Below are 15550 nucleotides of genomic sequence, written 5' to 3' on the forward strand. Positions count from 1 at the left end.
CTCTGCATAAGATCTATAATCTTTATTTGGGTATGTCTCTGGTGCAGATTGCAACGAGACGCATACCCTTTCAGGACTCCCATCAATGACCTTCCCGACAAAAGCCGCCTTGATCATCCGCCCCAGCGAAGAGGGTGACATCCCCGCGATCGTCGAAATTTATCGCGACGCCGTTCTCCATGGCAGCGCCAGTTTCGAAATCGAGCCGCCGACGGCTGACGTCATGCGTGAACGCCGGGCAACGCTTCTCGCCGGCGGCTTTCCCTATATCGTTGCGGAGATGGAAGGCACGGTCGTCGGCTATGCCTATGCCGGACCACACCGCGCGCGCCCGGCCTATGGCGCCACGGTGGAAGACTCCATTTATGTAGATCCGAACCGAAAGGGCTTTGGCATTGGCAAGGCCCTGCTGCTGGCGCTCATTGACGAGGCAACAGCGCGGGGCTTTCGCCAGATGGTAGCGGTGGTCGGCGATTCTGAGAACGCGGCATCGGTTGGCGTTCACCGCGCCACGGGTTTCGAGATGGTGGGTACGCTAAAATCCGTCGGCTGGAAGCATGGCCGCTGGCTGGATATTGTTCTCATGCAGCGACCGCTCGGCGAGGCGGACACGACGCCAAGATTCTAAGTCTTACGGCTTGGTGGAGCCGGGAAGCTCGACCTTGACGGAATCCGCGGAAAGTTCGCTTCCCAGTTCAACGGCCTTGGTCTTCTTGTCATAGACGCAGATGTGGCTGATAGTGGCGTCTGCTCCCTTTGCCTTTCCGGTCAGGATCGCAAGACCGTAATTCTCGCTTCCTGTCGGATCGACCACGGCCTTTGGATCATCCATCAGCCTCGCACCCGCGTCGAGGCATTTTGCCTGCACGTCGGCGACGAACTCTTCCCATGCGCCGTCGGACGAGGCGGCTACTGGGAGTGCCACGAAGGATGCCAAGATCAAAACCAGAGCCTGTCGTTTCATTGCCATGTCCTTGTTATAGTTTCTCACGAGATCAGCCGAACGGATCGTTCGGAATCGGTACGGCAAACTGGGTCGCAATCATGTTTTTGAAGAGGCACGAGAGGAATTTTCTCTTTTGCTGGAACATTTTGATAATTCACAGGTTGCCTGAATTGATAGCTGATCCTATGGTCCGCCCACTAGGTTTCGAGGAGCGGCCCAGCCGCTGCAACAAGGAGTAAAACCATGGCCTTTGAACTTCCCGAACTCCCATACGACTACGACGCGCTTGCGCCTTATATGTCGCGCGAAACGCTGGAGTTTCACCACGACAAGCACCACAAGGCCTATGTGGACAACGGCAACAAGCTGGCTGCAGAAGCCGGTCTTTCCGACCTGTCGCTCGAAGAAGTCGTGAAGAAGTCCTTCGGCACCAATGCTGGTCTGTTCAACAACGCTGCCCAGCACTACAACCACGTCCATTTCTGGAAGTGGATGAAGAAGGACGGCGGCGGCAACAAGTTGCCTGGAAAGCTCGAGCAGGCGATCGCTTCCGATCTCGGCGGTTACGACAAGTTCAAGGCTGACTTCATCGCAGCCGGCACCACGCAGTTCGGCTCCGGCTGGGCCTGGCTTTCGGTCAAGAACGGCAAGCTTGAAATCTCCAAGACCCCGAACGGTGAAAACCCGCTGGTCCACGGCGCAGAGCCGATCCTCGGCGTCGACGTGTGGGAACACTCCTACTACATCGACTATCGCAACCTGCGTCCGAAGTACCTCGAAGCTTTCGTCGATAATCTCATCAACTGGGATTACGTCCTGGAGCGCTACGAAGCCGCATCCAAGTAATTTTCCGATTGGATCGGATAAGCAGCACCCGGCCTTCGCGCCGGGTGTTTTGCTTTCCGGCTTCTTCCGCTTCCCACAAGCAGCCTGAATGAGCCTTCCTCTACAATGCCTGTCACACCGCTGTCATGCGGCGCTTTTAAGCGGTAGCGACCATGACAGATACACCCGCCACACCGCTCTTTTCGTTCGGCATCGTCGCCGACCCGCAATATGCCGATATACCTGCAAGACCGGAGATGAACCGCTTTTATGCGGAAAGTACGAAGAAGCTGGCGGAAGCGATTAAAGCCTTCAACCAGGAGAATCTCGCTTTTGTCGTCACCCTCGGCGACCTTATCGACCGAGGCTGGGATAGCTTCGACGCCATCCTTGGCTGTTATGACCAGCTGAAGCATCGCTGCGTGCTCCTTCCTGGCAACCACGACTTCGCCGTCGAGCCTGAGCATTTGGCAAAGGTACATGAGCGGCTCGGCATGCCGGCCAGATGGCATGACTTTAGTTTCGGTGAATTCCGCTTCATCGTGCTCGATGGCAATGATGTCAGCACCTTCGCGCCTCCGCTGGGCGATCCCCGTCGAGAGCTTGCAAAGATGCGCCTGGAGGCATTGCGGCAGGCCGGGGCTTTGAATGCGCAGGATTGGAACGGCTCGTTCAGCGATGAGCAACTTTCCTGGCTACAGGCGACGCTCGCAAAGGCCGATGCCATGCAGGAACATGTCGTTCTGTTCTGCCACTATCCGCTCTTTCCGGAAAACGCGCATAATATGTGGGATGCCCCCGAAGTGCTGAAACTGCTTGCAGCCCACCACAGCGTCAAGGCGTGGTTCTGCGGGCACAATCATGAAGGCAATTACGGCGCGATCGGCAATACCCATTTCGTCAACATCAAAGGCATGGTGGACACGCTGGACCAAAATGCCTTTGCGATCGCCGACGTCCATCCGGATCGCATCGCCATTCGTGGTTTTGGCCGCGAGACGAGCCGCGTTCTGGTGTTTTGAGCCAACGATGCACGCTAAAGCATGTTGTGCAAAAGTGTGCAGCGGTTTTTGCGCTGCCGACATGAGATAAAAATAAAATTTATGAGCTGACTTGAGAGATCACTACACGCTTTTGAAAAGCCTCTCGTCAGCGAGTTGAATCCACCACACTTATTCATTTGATACCGTCCCTCCACCGGGTGGATAAGGTTTCGAGAATTTCTCGCGATCCTCTCTCCGCGCCATGTGTCCGGACCGACATGACCTATACTGAAAACCTCTGGCTCTATTTCACGCTGCTCTTTGGCATCATCATGCTGCCAGGAATAGACATGCTCCTCGTCCTGGCCAGTTCCTTGACTGGCGGGAGACGCGTCGGGCTTGCCGCGACATCCGGCATCATCGCAGGTGGAGCGGTGCATTCACTTTATGGCGCCATCGGCATTGCCCTTCTGGCGACGCTCATTCCCGTTCTTTTCACGCCGCTGATGATCTTCGGTGCGGCGTATATGATCTGGATCGGGTTCAGCCTGATACGAAGCTCGATTGTCATCGAAGCAGATGAGGTCAGTGCTAGCGCTTCCGCCTGGCGGGCCTTTCGGCGCGGAGTCATTACCTGCCTCAGCAACCCGAAAGCCTATCTCTTCATGATGGCTGTCTACCCTCAATTTCTCAAACCCGCCTATGGTCCGATATGGGTTCAAGGCATCGTCATGGGGCTGATGACTGCTGGGACTCAACTGGCCGTCTATGGCACGCTGGCGCTAACCGCTGGCAAAAGTCGTGATTTTCTGGTGTCATCCCCTAGAGCGACAATTCTCATCGGTAGGATCGCCGGGCTGCTGCTGATTTTTGTTGCCGTCTTCACGCTTTGGGAAGGGTTGAAAGGAAACTGAAAAAGACAAGTTTAGGTACCTGATTTTACTTTGGAAAATCACCTGAATGTGACTTCTTTTTGCCACGTGTAGCCTGCATCTTCATCTCTGTTCGACTCGGTGTGCCGCCCGGCACGCATGCGCGTGTCGTGAGATCGATGCGGGACGGCGAACAACCACCCTCCGGTGACACCGGAACAAGGAGAGAGAGCATGAAATTCAAGACGATTGCCGCATCCATTCTTATAGGCTGTCTTTGCGCCGGAGCGGTGTCCGCGGCCGGCGAAGTTGAAAAGCGCGAAGGCTTGATGAAGCAGATCGGTGGCGCCATGGGCGCACTCGGCGCGATCGCCAAGGGCGAAAAGCCGTACGACGCCGAGACCGTGAAGACCGCTGTCACCACCATCAGCACCAACGCCAAGGCATTCCCGGACCAGTTCCCGGCGGGCTCCGAAGGCGGTGCAGCGTCGCCTGCCATCTGGCAGAACTTCGCCGACTTCAAGGCGAAGTCTGAGAAGCTTGGCGCCGATGCTGACGCGGTGCTCGCACAGTTGCCGACTGATCAGGCCAGCACGGGTGCTGCCCTGAAGACGCTCGGCGCCGATTGCAGCTCCTGCCATCAGGCCTATCGTCTGAAGAAGTAAGACGACGAAGACACGCCCGCCGGTTCAGCGGCGGGCTATTCTTTTTTTTGATGTTTTATCGATTAGGCGGAGAGGCGGATGGCATCCATATGGGCAAAGCTGGCAGGCGGCATTGCGGTCGCGGGGATTGCCGGTTTCGGTATCTTCATGTGGGTGACGGCACCTGAGCGCCAACCACCAAGCCACTGGGCCAATCTGGGCGAGCCGGATCTTGCCAATGGCGAGACTCTGTTTTGGGCAGGTGGATGCGCAAGCTGCCACGCCGCCCCGGATGCGACCGGAGACGCCGTCAAAACGCTTTCTGGCGGCCAGGCCTTGCCGAGCCCTTTCGGCACTTTTCACGTTCCCAACATCTCGCCAGATCCTCAGCACGGTATCGGCAACTGGACAGTGGCCGAATTCGGTGACGCCATGACCAGAGGCGTTGGAAAGAATGGCGAACATCTCTATCCCTCCTTCCCATATACCTCCTATGCCCGCATGACGGCGCAGGACATCAACGACCTCTTCGGCTATCTGAAGACGTTGCCCACCAGCGCTAATGATGCGCCTGCCCACGATCTACCATTCCCGCTCGACATGCGACTGGCTCTCGGTGGCTGGAAGTTCCTCTATTTCGACAAGGGTGCGCCGCGCGTGCAGCTTGCCAATGCCAGCGCCGATGTCGCGCGCGGCCAGTATCTGGTGGAAGGTCCAGGCCATTGCGGCGAATGCCATACGCCACGCACGGCACTTGGCGGGTTGATCAAGGACAAGTGGCTGGCGGGCGGCCCCAACCCGGAAGGCGAGGGGACGATCCCCGATATCACGCCCGGCTCGCAGGCCATCGGCTCCTGGACGGCAGCAGATATCGCCAACTACCTCGAGACCGGCTTCACGCCGGAGTTCGACAGTGTCGGCGGCTCCATGGTCAAGGTGCAGCAAAACATGGCGAAGCTTTCTACCGATGACCGCAATGCGATCGCCGCTTATCTCAAGGCAGTTCCGGCGCGCTGAAATCCTGAATGCAGGAGGCGGCGCTTCTCGCATTGACTCTACACAACCTCTGACTGATAACAGACAGGTGATGGTCTTTCCGGTCCTGCCGGAAAGTGAAAAGGGAACACGATAGGAGCTTCGCTCTCATTCGTGGCTGCCCCCGCAACTGTGAGCGGCGAGCCTGAAGACGAAAGCCACTGATGCTTTTTTTGCATCGGGAAGGCGTTTTCAAAGCTACGACCCGCGAGCCAGGAGACCTGCCATCACGAAGTGTCGTCAATGCCGGCGGGGTGTCCGGAAGAGCACGGTTTTCGGGCTGGAATCATCCGTCCGAAAAGCCCTGTTTGTCTTTCCCCGTGGTGAATGTTGAACGCGTGCGTCCGGCTGCCTGAAAACAGCGCGCCGCTGAAAAAGAGGGTCACCATGTCTATCCAACAGAACACGGCGTCGAGCGCCGTTTCCTCAACGACTTCTAAACTCCTTCAAGCCCTGACCGCTGTAGCGCTCGGACTGTTTATCGTCGGTTTCGTCGGCTTCTCGCATGTCGAGGCCATGCATAATGCGGCGCATGATACGCGCCACGCCAATGCCTTCCCCTGCCATTGAGGGGAGCTGAGATGTCGTTTTTCAGAAATATCGTTTTTACCGCTGTGCTCGTCGGCCTGATTACCGGACTGGCCGTCAGTGCCATGCAAGCGGTTGGCACCACGCCGCTCATTCTTCAGGCGGAAACGTTCGAGGGTGCCGGCAGCGAAGCAGGCCATTCGCATGATGCCGCAACACCTGCCGATCACCACCACGACGCTGAAGCTTGGGCCCCCGCCGATGGGTTCGAGCGCAACGCCTACACCGTGGCCGCCAATGTGCTGACTGCCATCGGCTATGCGCTCGTGCTCACCGGCCTGATCTCGCTTCGCGGCGCGCAGGGTGGCTGGCGCGAGGGGCTCTTCTGGGGGCTTGCGGGCTTTGCCACCGTGATGTTGGCCCCGATGATCGGCCTGCCGCCGGAACTGCCGGGCAGCCCTGCTGCCGATCTCGGTGCGCGCCAGATATGGTGGATCGCAACCGCGGCAGCCACGGCCGGTGGCATTGCGCTTCTTGCGTTTCGCCGTTCAGAGCCTTGGGCGGTGATCCTTGCTGTCGTGCTGATTGTTGCGCCGCATGTCGTCGGTGCGCCGTTGCCGCCTGCAGGTGAACACGCGCTGGCACCTCTGCCGCTGGAACGCCGCTTCGTTGTTCTCGCCACCGTTACCAGCTTCGTCTTCTGGCTGATCCTCGGCTCGTTGAGTGGCCTGTTCCTCAAGCGTTTCGAAGCTGCAAAGTAAGATGATCACAGGGGGAAACGCAGCCGACTGGAGCGATGAGCTCGATTGCCTGCGTTTTCCGGTTCCCGGTCATGGCGCGCTTTGCGCCATGCATCGTCTTGCCTTCAAGGCGCTCCTGCAAGAGGCGCCGACAGCGCAGACGTGCCGGGCTTACTTCCTGGAAAACCGGGACGCTTTTCTCGATGCTGCGCGAAAGAAGATCGAGCGGATGACAATTCCATCCGACCGAAGCCTCCACATCAACAGCCGTGATTTACGCCGCGCCATGGCGGTAGAAGACGCGCAAGGACCGGCGCGCCTCTGCCGTGTTCTGGACCGTTGAAAGCACGATGAGTGGACTTGCATAGAGCGGCCTTTGTGGCTTCAGAGAGAGGCATGGCGCCCTATCGATGCTCTGCGGAAAACACCGAAAGTTCGCTTTCGGCTTCCGGTCCCCAGAGACCAAGGGCTTCCAATACCTCTGTCGCGAAGCTCACCGGCGAGTTGCCGGGCGCGGTGACGATGCCCTTGTCGCTGACAGCCCTCGGCTGGTCGCGATAAAGCACTGACCCATCATAAGCGTCATATCGCTGGTGCGAGTCCAGCGAGTTCCCCGTGTGCGCAACGTGGTTCAGGATGCCGGTGCCTGCTAGCGCACTCGCGGCAGCGCAGATCCCTGCGACGACGCGTTCTTTTTCCCGAAAGCGATGGACCAGATCGCTGAAATCGGGAGCCTTACCCTTTTCCCAAGACAGGCCGCCAGGAATGACGAGGGCGTCTATAGTGCTAGGATCAAGGGCGTCGTAAGCCGTTTCGGGCGCGACCTTAAACCCACCCATGGACGTCACGGGTAGGCCATCTGGAGATGCCGTTACGATCTCGACACCAAGATAGCCCCGCGCCGCAGCGGCAAGCAGCGCAGGCTCCCAATCGGCAAACTCTTCTGTCAGGGCAATTGCAATACGGGCCATGTCATCCTCCAAAAGATCAGAAGGCGGATCAGGCGATCGCCTGCATGAAGCGCATGCCTGTGACGGGACGCGAAATGAAATCCATGTTTTCGTAGAACTTGTGCGCGGCGAAGTTGCCGGTTGCAGCCCCGACGGACAGGAAGTCGCAGCCGCAACGCTTGGCAACGTCACGCGCCCGCGCCACGAGGTGCTGGCCGGTGCCGTGTCCGCGATGACCGTCACGCACGAAGAGATGGTGCAGTTCCATTCCGCGGCGGCCTTCCTGGGCGCGGTAGAGCGGCACGAGAATGGTGTAGCCGATAAGCTCGCCTGCAGCTTCCGCCACCAGTGCGGTGATCCAGGGGACCTGGCCGAAAAGATCGCGCTCCAGCTTCTCAGGCGTGATCGCGGCGGCATCGCCATGATGAGCGGCAAGCAGCGTGATCATTTCGTTGAGTTCGGGCAAATCCGCCGGGCGCGCGCCACGTATGGTGACGACGGGCGGTCTCGGCAGTGTCAAAAGGCTGTCTTCGGTCATTGGTCTGGTCCTTCGGGTTTTCTGGTCTTTTGCCGTCAGGACGCTTGGAAAACAACAAAGCCGCCTAACGGCGGCTTGTTGACAAAGAGATCTGTCGAGCCGCCCTTTACAGGTAGGCCCAAAAATACGTGCAGGAGATGGGTGCGCGTTCGTTGATCATGGGCGATTCAATGCGCTCGAATCGGAAAGCTGTCAAGGGGTGGTTTCAGCATTCCGGCCACTCCAGTTCCATCCGACTCACGGGAGCGAGTGTTTGATTGACATCGGTCCCGCTCAAGCCGCTATGTGCATCGCCGAGATATTCAACCAAAGTGCAGGCAGGGACGAACGAGATTTATGACCACGCAATCGGTAGAGCAGTTGGGTTTTCATCGTGCAGGCGTCTCGCTGTTTCCCATAACCCAAGCAACGGCAGCGACATTCACGGATCTGTTCATCGGTCTGACTTTCCTGTGCTTTATCTGTGCGGGGAGCAAAAGGGTCGTCTGCCCAGTGAACGGCGAGCTGGTTGGCGAGGCCGGTGACGTTCTGATTTTCCCCTCTGGTTCTATCGTCACCTTGGAAAACCGTCCCGTCAGTGCCGCGAATTATAGGGCGACCGGCATCTACTTCGATCATGAGTTGATTGACTCGGTTTTCTCCGATCAGCCACGCGCGGCAGGCTCGCCCGGCGTTCAGATCATTCGTAAGGCACAAAGCGATGACTATGATGTCGTGGAGATCACGCGGCGAGCACTGGATGATGACGCTTCGCCCATCTCAATCAAGCGCCACCGCCTTTTGGAACCCCTGGTCTGGCTTCGCCATCACGGAGTCCATTTGCCGAAGCGAGGTGAAGACCAGCCATGGAACCAAGTGCGGCGGCTGATAGAGACCGACATCAGCCAGCCTTGGCGGGTGGAAGACGTTGCCCGGCATTTTGCCATGAGTGAAGCCAGTTTCCGACGGTGGCTGGCGAAATCCGGTCCTGGATTTTCGCAGATCCTGTTAAATACGAGATTGGAGAAGGGGCTAGAGATGTTGCAATCGACGGATGTTTCCATCTCCAACATCGCCCTGGAATGTGGATTCAAGACGCCTTCGCATTTCTCAGAGGCCTTCCGCAAAAGGTTCGGTCTTAAACCACGTTCTATCCGAACAGCCGAATTCTGATCGTTTTTCGATAGTCTTTGATCGCGAGCCGGAAGCTCGAAATTCCTGGCCGGTTTATTTCATTGAGCATGATCAACGTCTGGAAAGGACACCTCATCATGCTGAAAAGGAACGTCGTAGCCGGCTTCATGCTCGCCTTGCTCAGCGCCACGACCGCGAGCGCAGCGGATTTTAAATTGTCGAGTACGTCGATTGCCGAGGGCCAGCAACTTGCGTCCACCTTCGTGTTCAAGGGCTTCGGCTGCGAGGGCGGAAATCAATCGCCGCAGCTCGCCTGGTCAGATGCGCCCGCCGGTACGAAGAGCTTTGCCATTACGACCTACGATCCAGATGCCCCCACAGGCTCAGGCTGGTGGCACTGGAACGTGGTCAATATTCCCGCCTCTCAAACGTCGCTCGAACTCGGCGCGAGCAGCGACAAAGAATTGCCAGCAGGAGCGTTGGAAATCCGCAACGATTACGGTGTCGCCGCTTTTGGCGGAGCATGCCCGCCGCCCGGTGAGGTCCACCGCTATATTTTCACCGTCCATGCCCTCGGCGTAGAGCATCTGGATCTGCCGGACAATGCCAGCAATGCTCTAGCTGGCTTTATGATTGGCGCTAACACTATTGCCACGGCAAAGATCACAGCGGTCTATAACCGTTAAGTGCGTAGCAGACGACAGTCGCAGGCGATGGCGACTGTCCTCTGCAGCATGACATCTCAATGATCGTGATCGCACAGACCATGATCTGACAGTGCCCGGATAACATAGCAGTCTTCGATCGAATGCCCGTCGCAGTGGGAGACGATGCGTTCCAACTCGTGTTCGAGCTTCTTCAGCTTGGCAATCTTTTCCCGCACGTTGGCGAGATGATCTGCCGCAATTCGGTCTGCACCTGCGCACGGCATTTCGCGATGCTGACTAAGGGCAATCAATTCTCTTATCGCGTCTATATTGAGACCAAGATCTCGGGCGTGCCGAACAAAGGCGAGACGTTCGAGATCAGCCTTCTCATACCGTCGCTGGTTGCCTTCGGAGCGGTCCGCCTCGTTGAGTAAGCCCATCTGCTCGTAATATCGGATGGTCGTGACTTTCACGCCGGTCCGCTTCGATAATTCGCCGATGGAATACATGTCCTCATCCTCATAGCTATAGCTTGTAGAGATATAGGTTTAAGCCAATCAGGACGCAATCCTTCTGCCGTCTCCCGCCGTCAGGCATTCGAGAAAAGCGTTGGCTATTTACGAGCGCTGGTGGAGTATGACGAGAACGCCTCACTTCAATGATTATCGCCGTGCCCTGTATCTTATCGACCGATCTTTCCGTTCCCGCTCTGGGATTTCTGGTCTTCGTTGCTTTGAGCGCAGGCCTGGCTCGCGGTTTTTCCGGATTCGGTGCGGCGCTGATCTTGGTACCACTTGCGAGTTCGGTGATGGGACCTCAGATTGCCGTTCCGCTTCTTCTCGTGGTCGATGGGGTGATGACGCTGGGTATGATACCGGCTGCTGTACGCCGTGCGGATCACCGCGACGTACTCACCATGGCGGTCGGCGCCATCATAGGCGTGCCGCTTGGTGTCCACCTTTTGATAACACTCGACCCCGTCATCATACGCGAGGCCATTGTCGTCATCGTCGTGGTGCTGCTGTCGCTCTTGATATCCGGGTGGCGATACCGTGATAAGCCAAAGGCAATTCTGACAGCAACTGTTGGTCTGATTGCCGGCGTGTTTTCCGGCGTGGCACAGATTGGTGGACCATCGGTCGTCGCCTATTGGTTGGGTGGGGCGGTCCCGGCGACCATCGTTCGGGCCAATATCATCGTCTACTTTGCGATTTCCACAGTCCTCAACGCCACGGCCTATTTTTGAAGCGGGCTCATCACCCTTCAAATCCTAGCCTTGGCGGTTTTGGTCGCACCGACCTACGGACTTGGCGTATGGCTGGGCAGTAGAATGTTTGGATTGGCAGAGGAAAGAACCTTTCGCCGCATCTGCTATGCGATGATCGCGACTGCTGCGGTGATCAGCATGCCGTTGTTCGATGCGTTGAAGACCTGATTCCAAATCCCTCCACAGACATTCGCCCCGTCCCTCGTAGCGAGGAGAGGCTTGCGGCTTCACTTCGAGCAATATAGTATACCCCCCTATACTATGCAAAGGATAAGCAGATGTCCCATACGATCAGAGACAAGGATAAGCTCCTGGCGCGTATCCGCCGCATGAAAGGTCAGATGGAAGCGGTCGAGCGTGCGCTTGAAGGCGGCAAACCCTGCGGTGACGTGCTGCAGCTTCTTGCCTCCGTGCGCGGCGCACTTTCCGGTCTGACGGGTGAAGTTATGCAGGAGCATCTGCACGAGCATGTTCTGCATGCCGAAAATGACGAGGAACGCGCCAAAGCCGCAGAAGAGCTGGCGCAGGTTCTGAAAACCTACATTCGATAAGGTGAAGACGATGGCCATGATGGAACACAGTCATACGGATGGCACGCATACGCATGTTTTTTTAGGAAGCGATCATGAGCGCAACGAGCGCCGCGTCTGGATGGTCATTGCCCTGACAACCGTCATGATGGTGGTGGAAATCGCCGCTGGCCATTGGTTTGGCTCCATGGCGCTGACAGCCGATGGCTGGCATATGTCGACACATGCGGGCGCGATGCTCATTTCGGCGCTTGCTTATCTCTACGCCCGCAAACATGCGCATGATTCAAGGTTCACCTTCGGTACGGGAAAGTTTGGCGATCTTGCCGGCTTCGCCAGTGCGGTGGTGCTCGGCGTCGTCGCTCTACTGATCGCGTGGGAAAGCGTGCTGCGTTTCGTCTCGCCGGTGGAGATCGACTTCAACCAGGCCATTATCGTCGCGGTCATTGGTCTTGTCGTCAACATCGTCAGCGCCTTGCTGCTTAAGGACGATCATCACCATCATGGGCATCATCACGGCCACCGCCACGACCATCACGATGGCGCCGATGATCATGACCATCCGGATGAAAGCCACGATCATCATCGTGGGACTCACGCTCATCAAGCGCATGGATCGCACGCACACCATGAGAGCCGCGACAACAATCTACGCGCCGCTTACCTCCACGTAATTGCGGATGCGTTGACGTCGGTTCTCGCTATAGGAGCGCTTCTTCTCGGAAAGTGGAATGGCTGGACCCTTCTGGATCCCGCCATGGGCATTGTAGGTGGCGTCGTCATAGCGCGTTGGTCCTGGAGCCTGCTTCGAACCACGGGTGCAGTGCTGGTGGATGCCATCCCTGGACATCGCTCGCTCATTTCGCAAATCCGTGGAGCCGTTGAAACAGGGGAGGAGAACATAACCGATCTGCATGTGTGGCAAGTCGGTCCAGGACATCATGCGGCAATCGTATGCCTATCGACAACTGGTGAAAAGTCTTCCGCTTTTTATCGCGATAAGCTTTCTAAGATCGAAGAGTTGTCCCACGTAACGATCGAGGTCAATGCAGTTGCCTGATCCGCGAAGCATGCCCAATTATGGCATCTGGCTTCACGTGAAAGCGGATCGTGCCAGATCTGGCAAGGCCGCCGCCGGATATGTCCGGCGGTATTAGTGCTCCGTATAGGCCTGGTAGACCCAGGCGGCGTCAGGATCTTCCGCTGTCGAAAGCGGAGCCGTCGTTGGTGCCGGAGCGGCTTCTTTTACCGCGTCGCGGTTGACGGTCCAGAGCACGCTTGCCAGCGAACTTGCCTGCAGCGCGTTGACGAAAGAAATCGTGCTGCCGCTAAAGCCCGGCGACGAAACTTCCGATACGACGGCGTCCGTTTGCACTTTCTCAATGGTTTGTGAGCGACCGTGGTAAAGCGATCCGCCAATGTTGTTGTCGATATTCATCGGGAGCCTCTTCAAGCTGTTAACGCTTTTTTAACCGCTGAAGCTTGCGCGAAGCTTGCCGCACTCATGCTTGGAGCGCTTACGGTGCTTGACATGAGGCAAACCCCTGCTTCGTTTTTGTAATTCAGGGGGTTGCAAAACAGCAGAAACCCCGCAAACGCCGATTCTTTGACGATAGGACGCCATCCGAAACTGCATTAGACGGGGAATTAAGCTGGTTAGCGCTGAAGCATCCGCACGAGAATCGAATTCGATTTTGAGCACGGTTCATCGATCGACGAGGAGAGAGCGCCATCTTTCGTCCTGCAGGACTTATGGCGCTCTCAAGTCAGCGGCGCGTGTTCTCGCGTCGCTTCTCTTGTCGGAATATCCTGCCTCGCCTCACGATTGGTTCTTGCCTGCTACTTTGAGAGCGAAGGCATATTCGAAGGCGATTTCCTCCAGTCGCTGGAAACGGCCCGATTTGCCGCCGTGACCTGCCGCCATATTGGTTTTCAGCAGGATCGGCGCGCTGCCGGTGGTCTTCTCACGCAGCTTTGCTACCCACTTCGTCGGCTCCCAATAGGTCACGCGCGGATCGGTGAGACCGGAGATCGCGAGCAGAGGCGGGTAGGGCTTTGCACCGACGTTGTCATAGGGCGAGTAGGCGGCAATCCACCGATACTCCTCTTCCGACTCCAGCGGGTTGCCCCATTCCGGCCATTCGGGCGGGGTCAGCGGCAACGTGTCGTCCAGCATTGTGGTCAGGACGTCCACGAACGGAACGGCGGCAATGATGCCGGCAAATTTCTCCGGCGCCATATTGGCGACAGCGCCCATCAACATGCCACCCGCGGACCCGCCTTCGGCAATGATACCGCTATAGGAGGTGAAACCCTCTTTTACCAAGTGGTCGGCGGCGGCGATGAAGTCCTTGAAGGTGTTCTGCTTGTGCTCCATCTTGCCGTTTTCATACCATTCGAAACCTTTGTCCTTGCCGCCGCGAATATGCGCGACCGCATAGATAAACCCACGATCGGCGAGCGACAGATTGTTGGTGCTGAATGAAGCGGGAATGGTAATGCCATACGCGCCGTAGCCATAGAGCAGGCAGGGTGCCGAACCATCGAGTGGTGTATCCTTGCGGTAGAGCAGGGACACTGGCACCAGCGCACCGTCATGCGAAGGCGCCATGACGCGTCGTGTCACATAATCGTCCGGATTATGCCCGGACGGCACTTCCTGAGTTTTGAGAAGCGTGCGCTCGCGTGTCACCATGTTGTAGTCGAACAACTGGCTTGGTGTCGTCATGGAGGAATAGCTGAAGCGGATGACGTCGGTGTCGTATTCCGCCGCACCATGCAGCCCGAGCGAGTAGGCCTCTTCCTCGAAAGCGATCGCATGCTCCTCACCTGTCGAGCGATCGCGGATGACGATGCGCGGCAGTCCGTCCCGGCGCTCCAGCCAGATCAGATGGTGGGCATAGGCATCGACCGAGAGAATGAGGCGACCCGCTTCATGCGGCACGACCTCTTTCCAGTTCTCTTTGCCCGGCGCGCCAACAGGGGCTTCGACAATGCGGAAATCCTTGGCGTCGCCGTCATTGGTGAGGATGAAGAAGACGTCTCCGCCTTCCGTCATCGAATATTCGATACCCTCTTCGCGCTCGGCGACGATCTGCGGCTCGGCCAGCAGATCCTTGGTGGAGAGGAGACGGTATTCGCTGGTCTCGTGATCATGAATATCGATGAAAATGAAGTCATCAAGGACTGAGGCGCCGACGCCCATGAAGAAGCCCGGGTCTTTCTCCTCATAGACGATACGGTCGGAAGATTGTGGCTGGCCGACGATGTGGTGGAAGACCTTGGACGGTCGGTGGTTTTCGTCCTGAAGCGTATAGAGGAAGCTCTTTCCGTCAGGCGCCCATGCGCCGCCACCGCCGGTATTTTCCACCACGTCGTCAAGATCCTTACCGGTGGCAAGATCGCGGATGCGCAGCGTGTAGAATTCCGAGCCCTTGTCGTCATAGCTCCAGATGCCGCGGCTGTGGTCGGAGGACTGATCGAGGCCGCCGAGACGGAAATAGTCCTTGCCTTCGGCTTCCTTGTCGCCGTTCAACAGAACGTGCTTCTCGCCACCATTGCGCGGGGTGCGGAAATAATGCGGCTGCTCGCCGCCAGTCACGAAGAGTGTGCCATAGGCATAGGGCCCGTCATTGACCGGCACCGAGGAATCGTCCTGCTTGATGCGGCCCTTCATTTCTTCGAAAAGCTTCTCCTGAAGCGTTTTCGTATCCGCCATCGCCGCTTCCATATAGACATTTTCCGCCTCCAGATGCGTGCGGATCGCCGGGTCGAGCAGGGAGGGGTCCTTGAACATCGCCTGCCAGTTATCCGCCCGCAACCAGGCGTAGTCATCCGTGCGTGTAATGCCGTGATGGGTATCCGTCACCGGCTTCTTCTGCGCATGGGGTGGGGTGGGCAGGTTCTTGAAAATGGTCAAGACAAACTCGCTT

General features: G+C 57.5%; 20 protein-coding genes and 1 riboswitch. Of the genes, 14 read left to right on the forward strand and 6 right to left on the reverse strand.

Going from position 1 to position 15550, the window contains the following annotated elements:
* Nucleotides 1-85: 85 nt before the first annotated feature.
* On the forward strand, nt 86-628 hold the full coding sequence (locus tag QZ862_RS15125) for a GNAT family N-acetyltransferase (RefSeq protein WP_296100796.1): 543 nt from the start codon (nt 86-88) through the stop codon (nt 626-628).
* A 3-nt stretch (nt 629-631) separates the two neighbouring features.
* Here the strand turns inward: QZ862_RS15125 and QZ862_RS15130 are convergent, their stop codons facing one another.
* Nucleotides 632-964 carry a hypothetical protein gene (locus tag QZ862_RS15130; protein WP_296100798.1) on the reverse strand — a complete coding sequence of 111 codons (333 nt, stop codon included), beginning with the start codon at nt 962-964 and terminating at the stop codon, nt 632-634.
* 225 nt (nt 965-1189) lie between these two features.
* Here QZ862_RS15130 and QZ862_RS15135 point away from each other — a divergent pair, with 225 nt between their 5' ends.
* From QZ862_RS15135 to QZ862_RS15170, 8 genes are all read left to right on the forward strand, one after another.
* Entirely contained in the window at nt 1190-1792 is a 603-nt protein-coding gene (locus tag QZ862_RS15135) for a superoxide dismutase (protein ID WP_062425801.1), read from the forward strand.
* A 152-nt stretch (nt 1793-1944) separates the two neighbouring features.
* The gene (locus QZ862_RS15140; protein WP_296100799.1) at nt 1945-2793 is read left to right on the forward strand and encodes a metallophosphoesterase; all 849 of its coding nucleotides are present in this window, start codon (nt 1945-1947) and stop codon (nt 2791-2793) included.
* Nucleotides 2794-3032: 239 nt separating this feature from the next.
* Entirely contained in the window at nt 3033-3668 is a 636-nt protein-coding gene (locus QZ862_RS15145) for a LysE family translocator (RefSeq protein WP_296074257.1), read from the forward strand.
* A gap of 191 nt (nt 3669-3859) precedes the next feature.
* Nucleotides 3860-4291: a cytochrome c gene (locus QZ862_RS15150; RefSeq protein WP_162686460.1), complete on the forward strand. Its 432-nt coding sequence runs from the start codon at nt 3860-3862 to the stop codon at nt 4289-4291.
* A 78-nt stretch (nt 4292-4369) separates the two neighbouring features.
* Entirely contained in the window at nt 4370-5287 is a 918-nt protein-coding gene (locus QZ862_RS15155) for a cytochrome c (RefSeq protein ID WP_296074260.1), read from the forward strand.
* A gap of 54 nt (nt 5288-5341) precedes the next feature.
* Nucleotides 5342-5549: riboswitch (cobalamin riboswitch) on the forward strand.
* A gap of 143 nt (nt 5550-5692) precedes the next feature.
* Nucleotides 5693-5875, forward strand: coding sequence for a CbtB-domain containing protein (locus QZ862_RS15160; RefSeq protein ID WP_296037066.1), 183 nt, complete (start codon nt 5693-5695; stop codon nt 5873-5875).
* An 11-nt stretch (nt 5876-5886) separates the two neighbouring features.
* Nucleotides 5887-6594 (forward strand): CbtA family protein, encoded by a 708-nt coding sequence (locus QZ862_RS15165; protein WP_296100801.1) that lies wholly within the window; start codon nt 5887-5889, stop codon nt 6592-6594.
* 1 nt (nt 6595) lies between these two features.
* Nucleotides 6596-6916, forward strand: coding sequence for a hypothetical protein (locus tag QZ862_RS15170; RefSeq protein ID WP_296074271.1), 321 nt, complete (start codon nt 6596-6598; stop codon nt 6914-6916).
* A gap of 61 nt (nt 6917-6977) precedes the next feature.
* On the opposite strand, the gene QZ862_RS15175 is transcribed toward QZ862_RS15170, so the two are convergent.
* Together QZ862_RS15175 and QZ862_RS15180 are read right to left on the reverse strand one after the other, a co-directional pair.
* The gene (locus QZ862_RS15175; protein ID WP_296083453.1) at nt 6978-7544 is read right to left on the reverse strand and encodes a type 1 glutamine amidotransferase family protein; all 567 of its coding nucleotides are present in this window, start codon (nt 7542-7544) and stop codon (nt 6978-6980) included.
* A gap of 28 nt (nt 7545-7572) precedes the next feature.
* On the reverse strand, nt 7573-8061 hold the full coding sequence (locus tag QZ862_RS15180) for a GNAT family N-acetyltransferase (RefSeq protein ID WP_296100803.1): 489 nt from the start codon (nt 8059-8061) through the stop codon (nt 7573-7575).
* Between the two features lie 336 nt (nt 8062-8397).
* On the opposite strand from QZ862_RS15180, the gene QZ862_RS15185 reads away from it, so the two are divergent.
* Both QZ862_RS15185 and QZ862_RS15190 read left to right on the forward strand, forming a co-directional pair.
* Entirely contained in the window at nt 8398-9213 is an 816-nt protein-coding gene (locus tag QZ862_RS15185; RefSeq protein ID WP_296100804.1) for an AraC family transcriptional regulator, read from the forward strand.
* A 98-nt stretch (nt 9214-9311) separates the two neighbouring features.
* The gene (locus QZ862_RS15190; protein ID WP_296100805.1) at nt 9312-9860 is read left to right on the forward strand and encodes a YbhB/YbcL family Raf kinase inhibitor-like protein; all 549 of its coding nucleotides are present in this window, start codon (nt 9312-9314) and stop codon (nt 9858-9860) included.
* Nucleotides 9861-9916: 56 nt separating this feature from the next.
* On the opposite strand, the gene QZ862_RS15195 is transcribed toward QZ862_RS15190, so the two are convergent.
* Complete coding sequence (locus tag QZ862_RS15195) at nt 9917-10330, reverse strand: helix-turn-helix domain-containing protein (protein ID WP_296100807.1); 414 nt, start codon at nt 10328-10330, stop codon at nt 9917-9919.
* Between the two features lie 161 nt (nt 10331-10491).
* Between QZ862_RS15195 and QZ862_RS15200 the strand changes: the two genes are divergently transcribed.
* From QZ862_RS15200 to dmeF, 3 genes are all read left to right on the forward strand, one after another.
* The gene (locus tag QZ862_RS15200) at nt 10492-11067 is read left to right on the forward strand and encodes a sulfite exporter TauE/SafE family protein (RefSeq protein WP_296100808.1); all 576 of its coding nucleotides are present in this window, start codon (nt 10492-10494) and stop codon (nt 11065-11067) included.
* A gap of 299 nt (nt 11068-11366) precedes the next feature.
* Complete coding sequence (gene dmeR / locus QZ862_RS15205; protein ID WP_113272125.1) at nt 11367-11639, forward strand: Ni(II)/Co(II)-sensing transcriptional repressor DmeR; 273 nt, start codon at nt 11367-11369, stop codon at nt 11637-11639.
* Between the two features lie 10 nt (nt 11640-11649).
* Complete coding sequence (gene dmeF / locus QZ862_RS15210) at nt 11650-12678, forward strand: CDF family Co(II)/Ni(II) efflux transporter DmeF (protein ID WP_296100809.1); 1029 nt, start codon at nt 11650-11652, stop codon at nt 12676-12678.
* A 93-nt stretch (nt 12679-12771) separates the two neighbouring features.
* Here dmeF and QZ862_RS15215 read toward each other — a convergent pair whose 3' ends face one another.
* Both QZ862_RS15215 and QZ862_RS15220 read right to left on the reverse strand, forming a co-directional pair.
* On the reverse strand, nt 12772-13056 hold the full coding sequence (locus QZ862_RS15215; RefSeq protein ID WP_296100811.1) for a hypothetical protein: 285 nt from the start codon (nt 13054-13056) through the stop codon (nt 12772-12774).
* Between the two features lie 381 nt (nt 13057-13437).
* Nucleotides 13438-15537 (reverse strand): S9 family peptidase, encoded by a 2100-nt coding sequence (locus tag QZ862_RS15220; RefSeq protein ID WP_296100813.1) that lies wholly within the window; start codon nt 15535-15537, stop codon nt 13438-13440.
* Nucleotides 15538-15550 lie beyond the last annotated feature (13 nt).

Origin of the sequence: uncultured Agrobacterium sp. (genome assembly GCA_913777615.1) — a bacterium.
In the GTDB taxonomy this organism is placed as follows: Bacteria; Pseudomonadota; Alphaproteobacteria; order Rhizobiales; family Rhizobiaceae; genus Agrobacterium.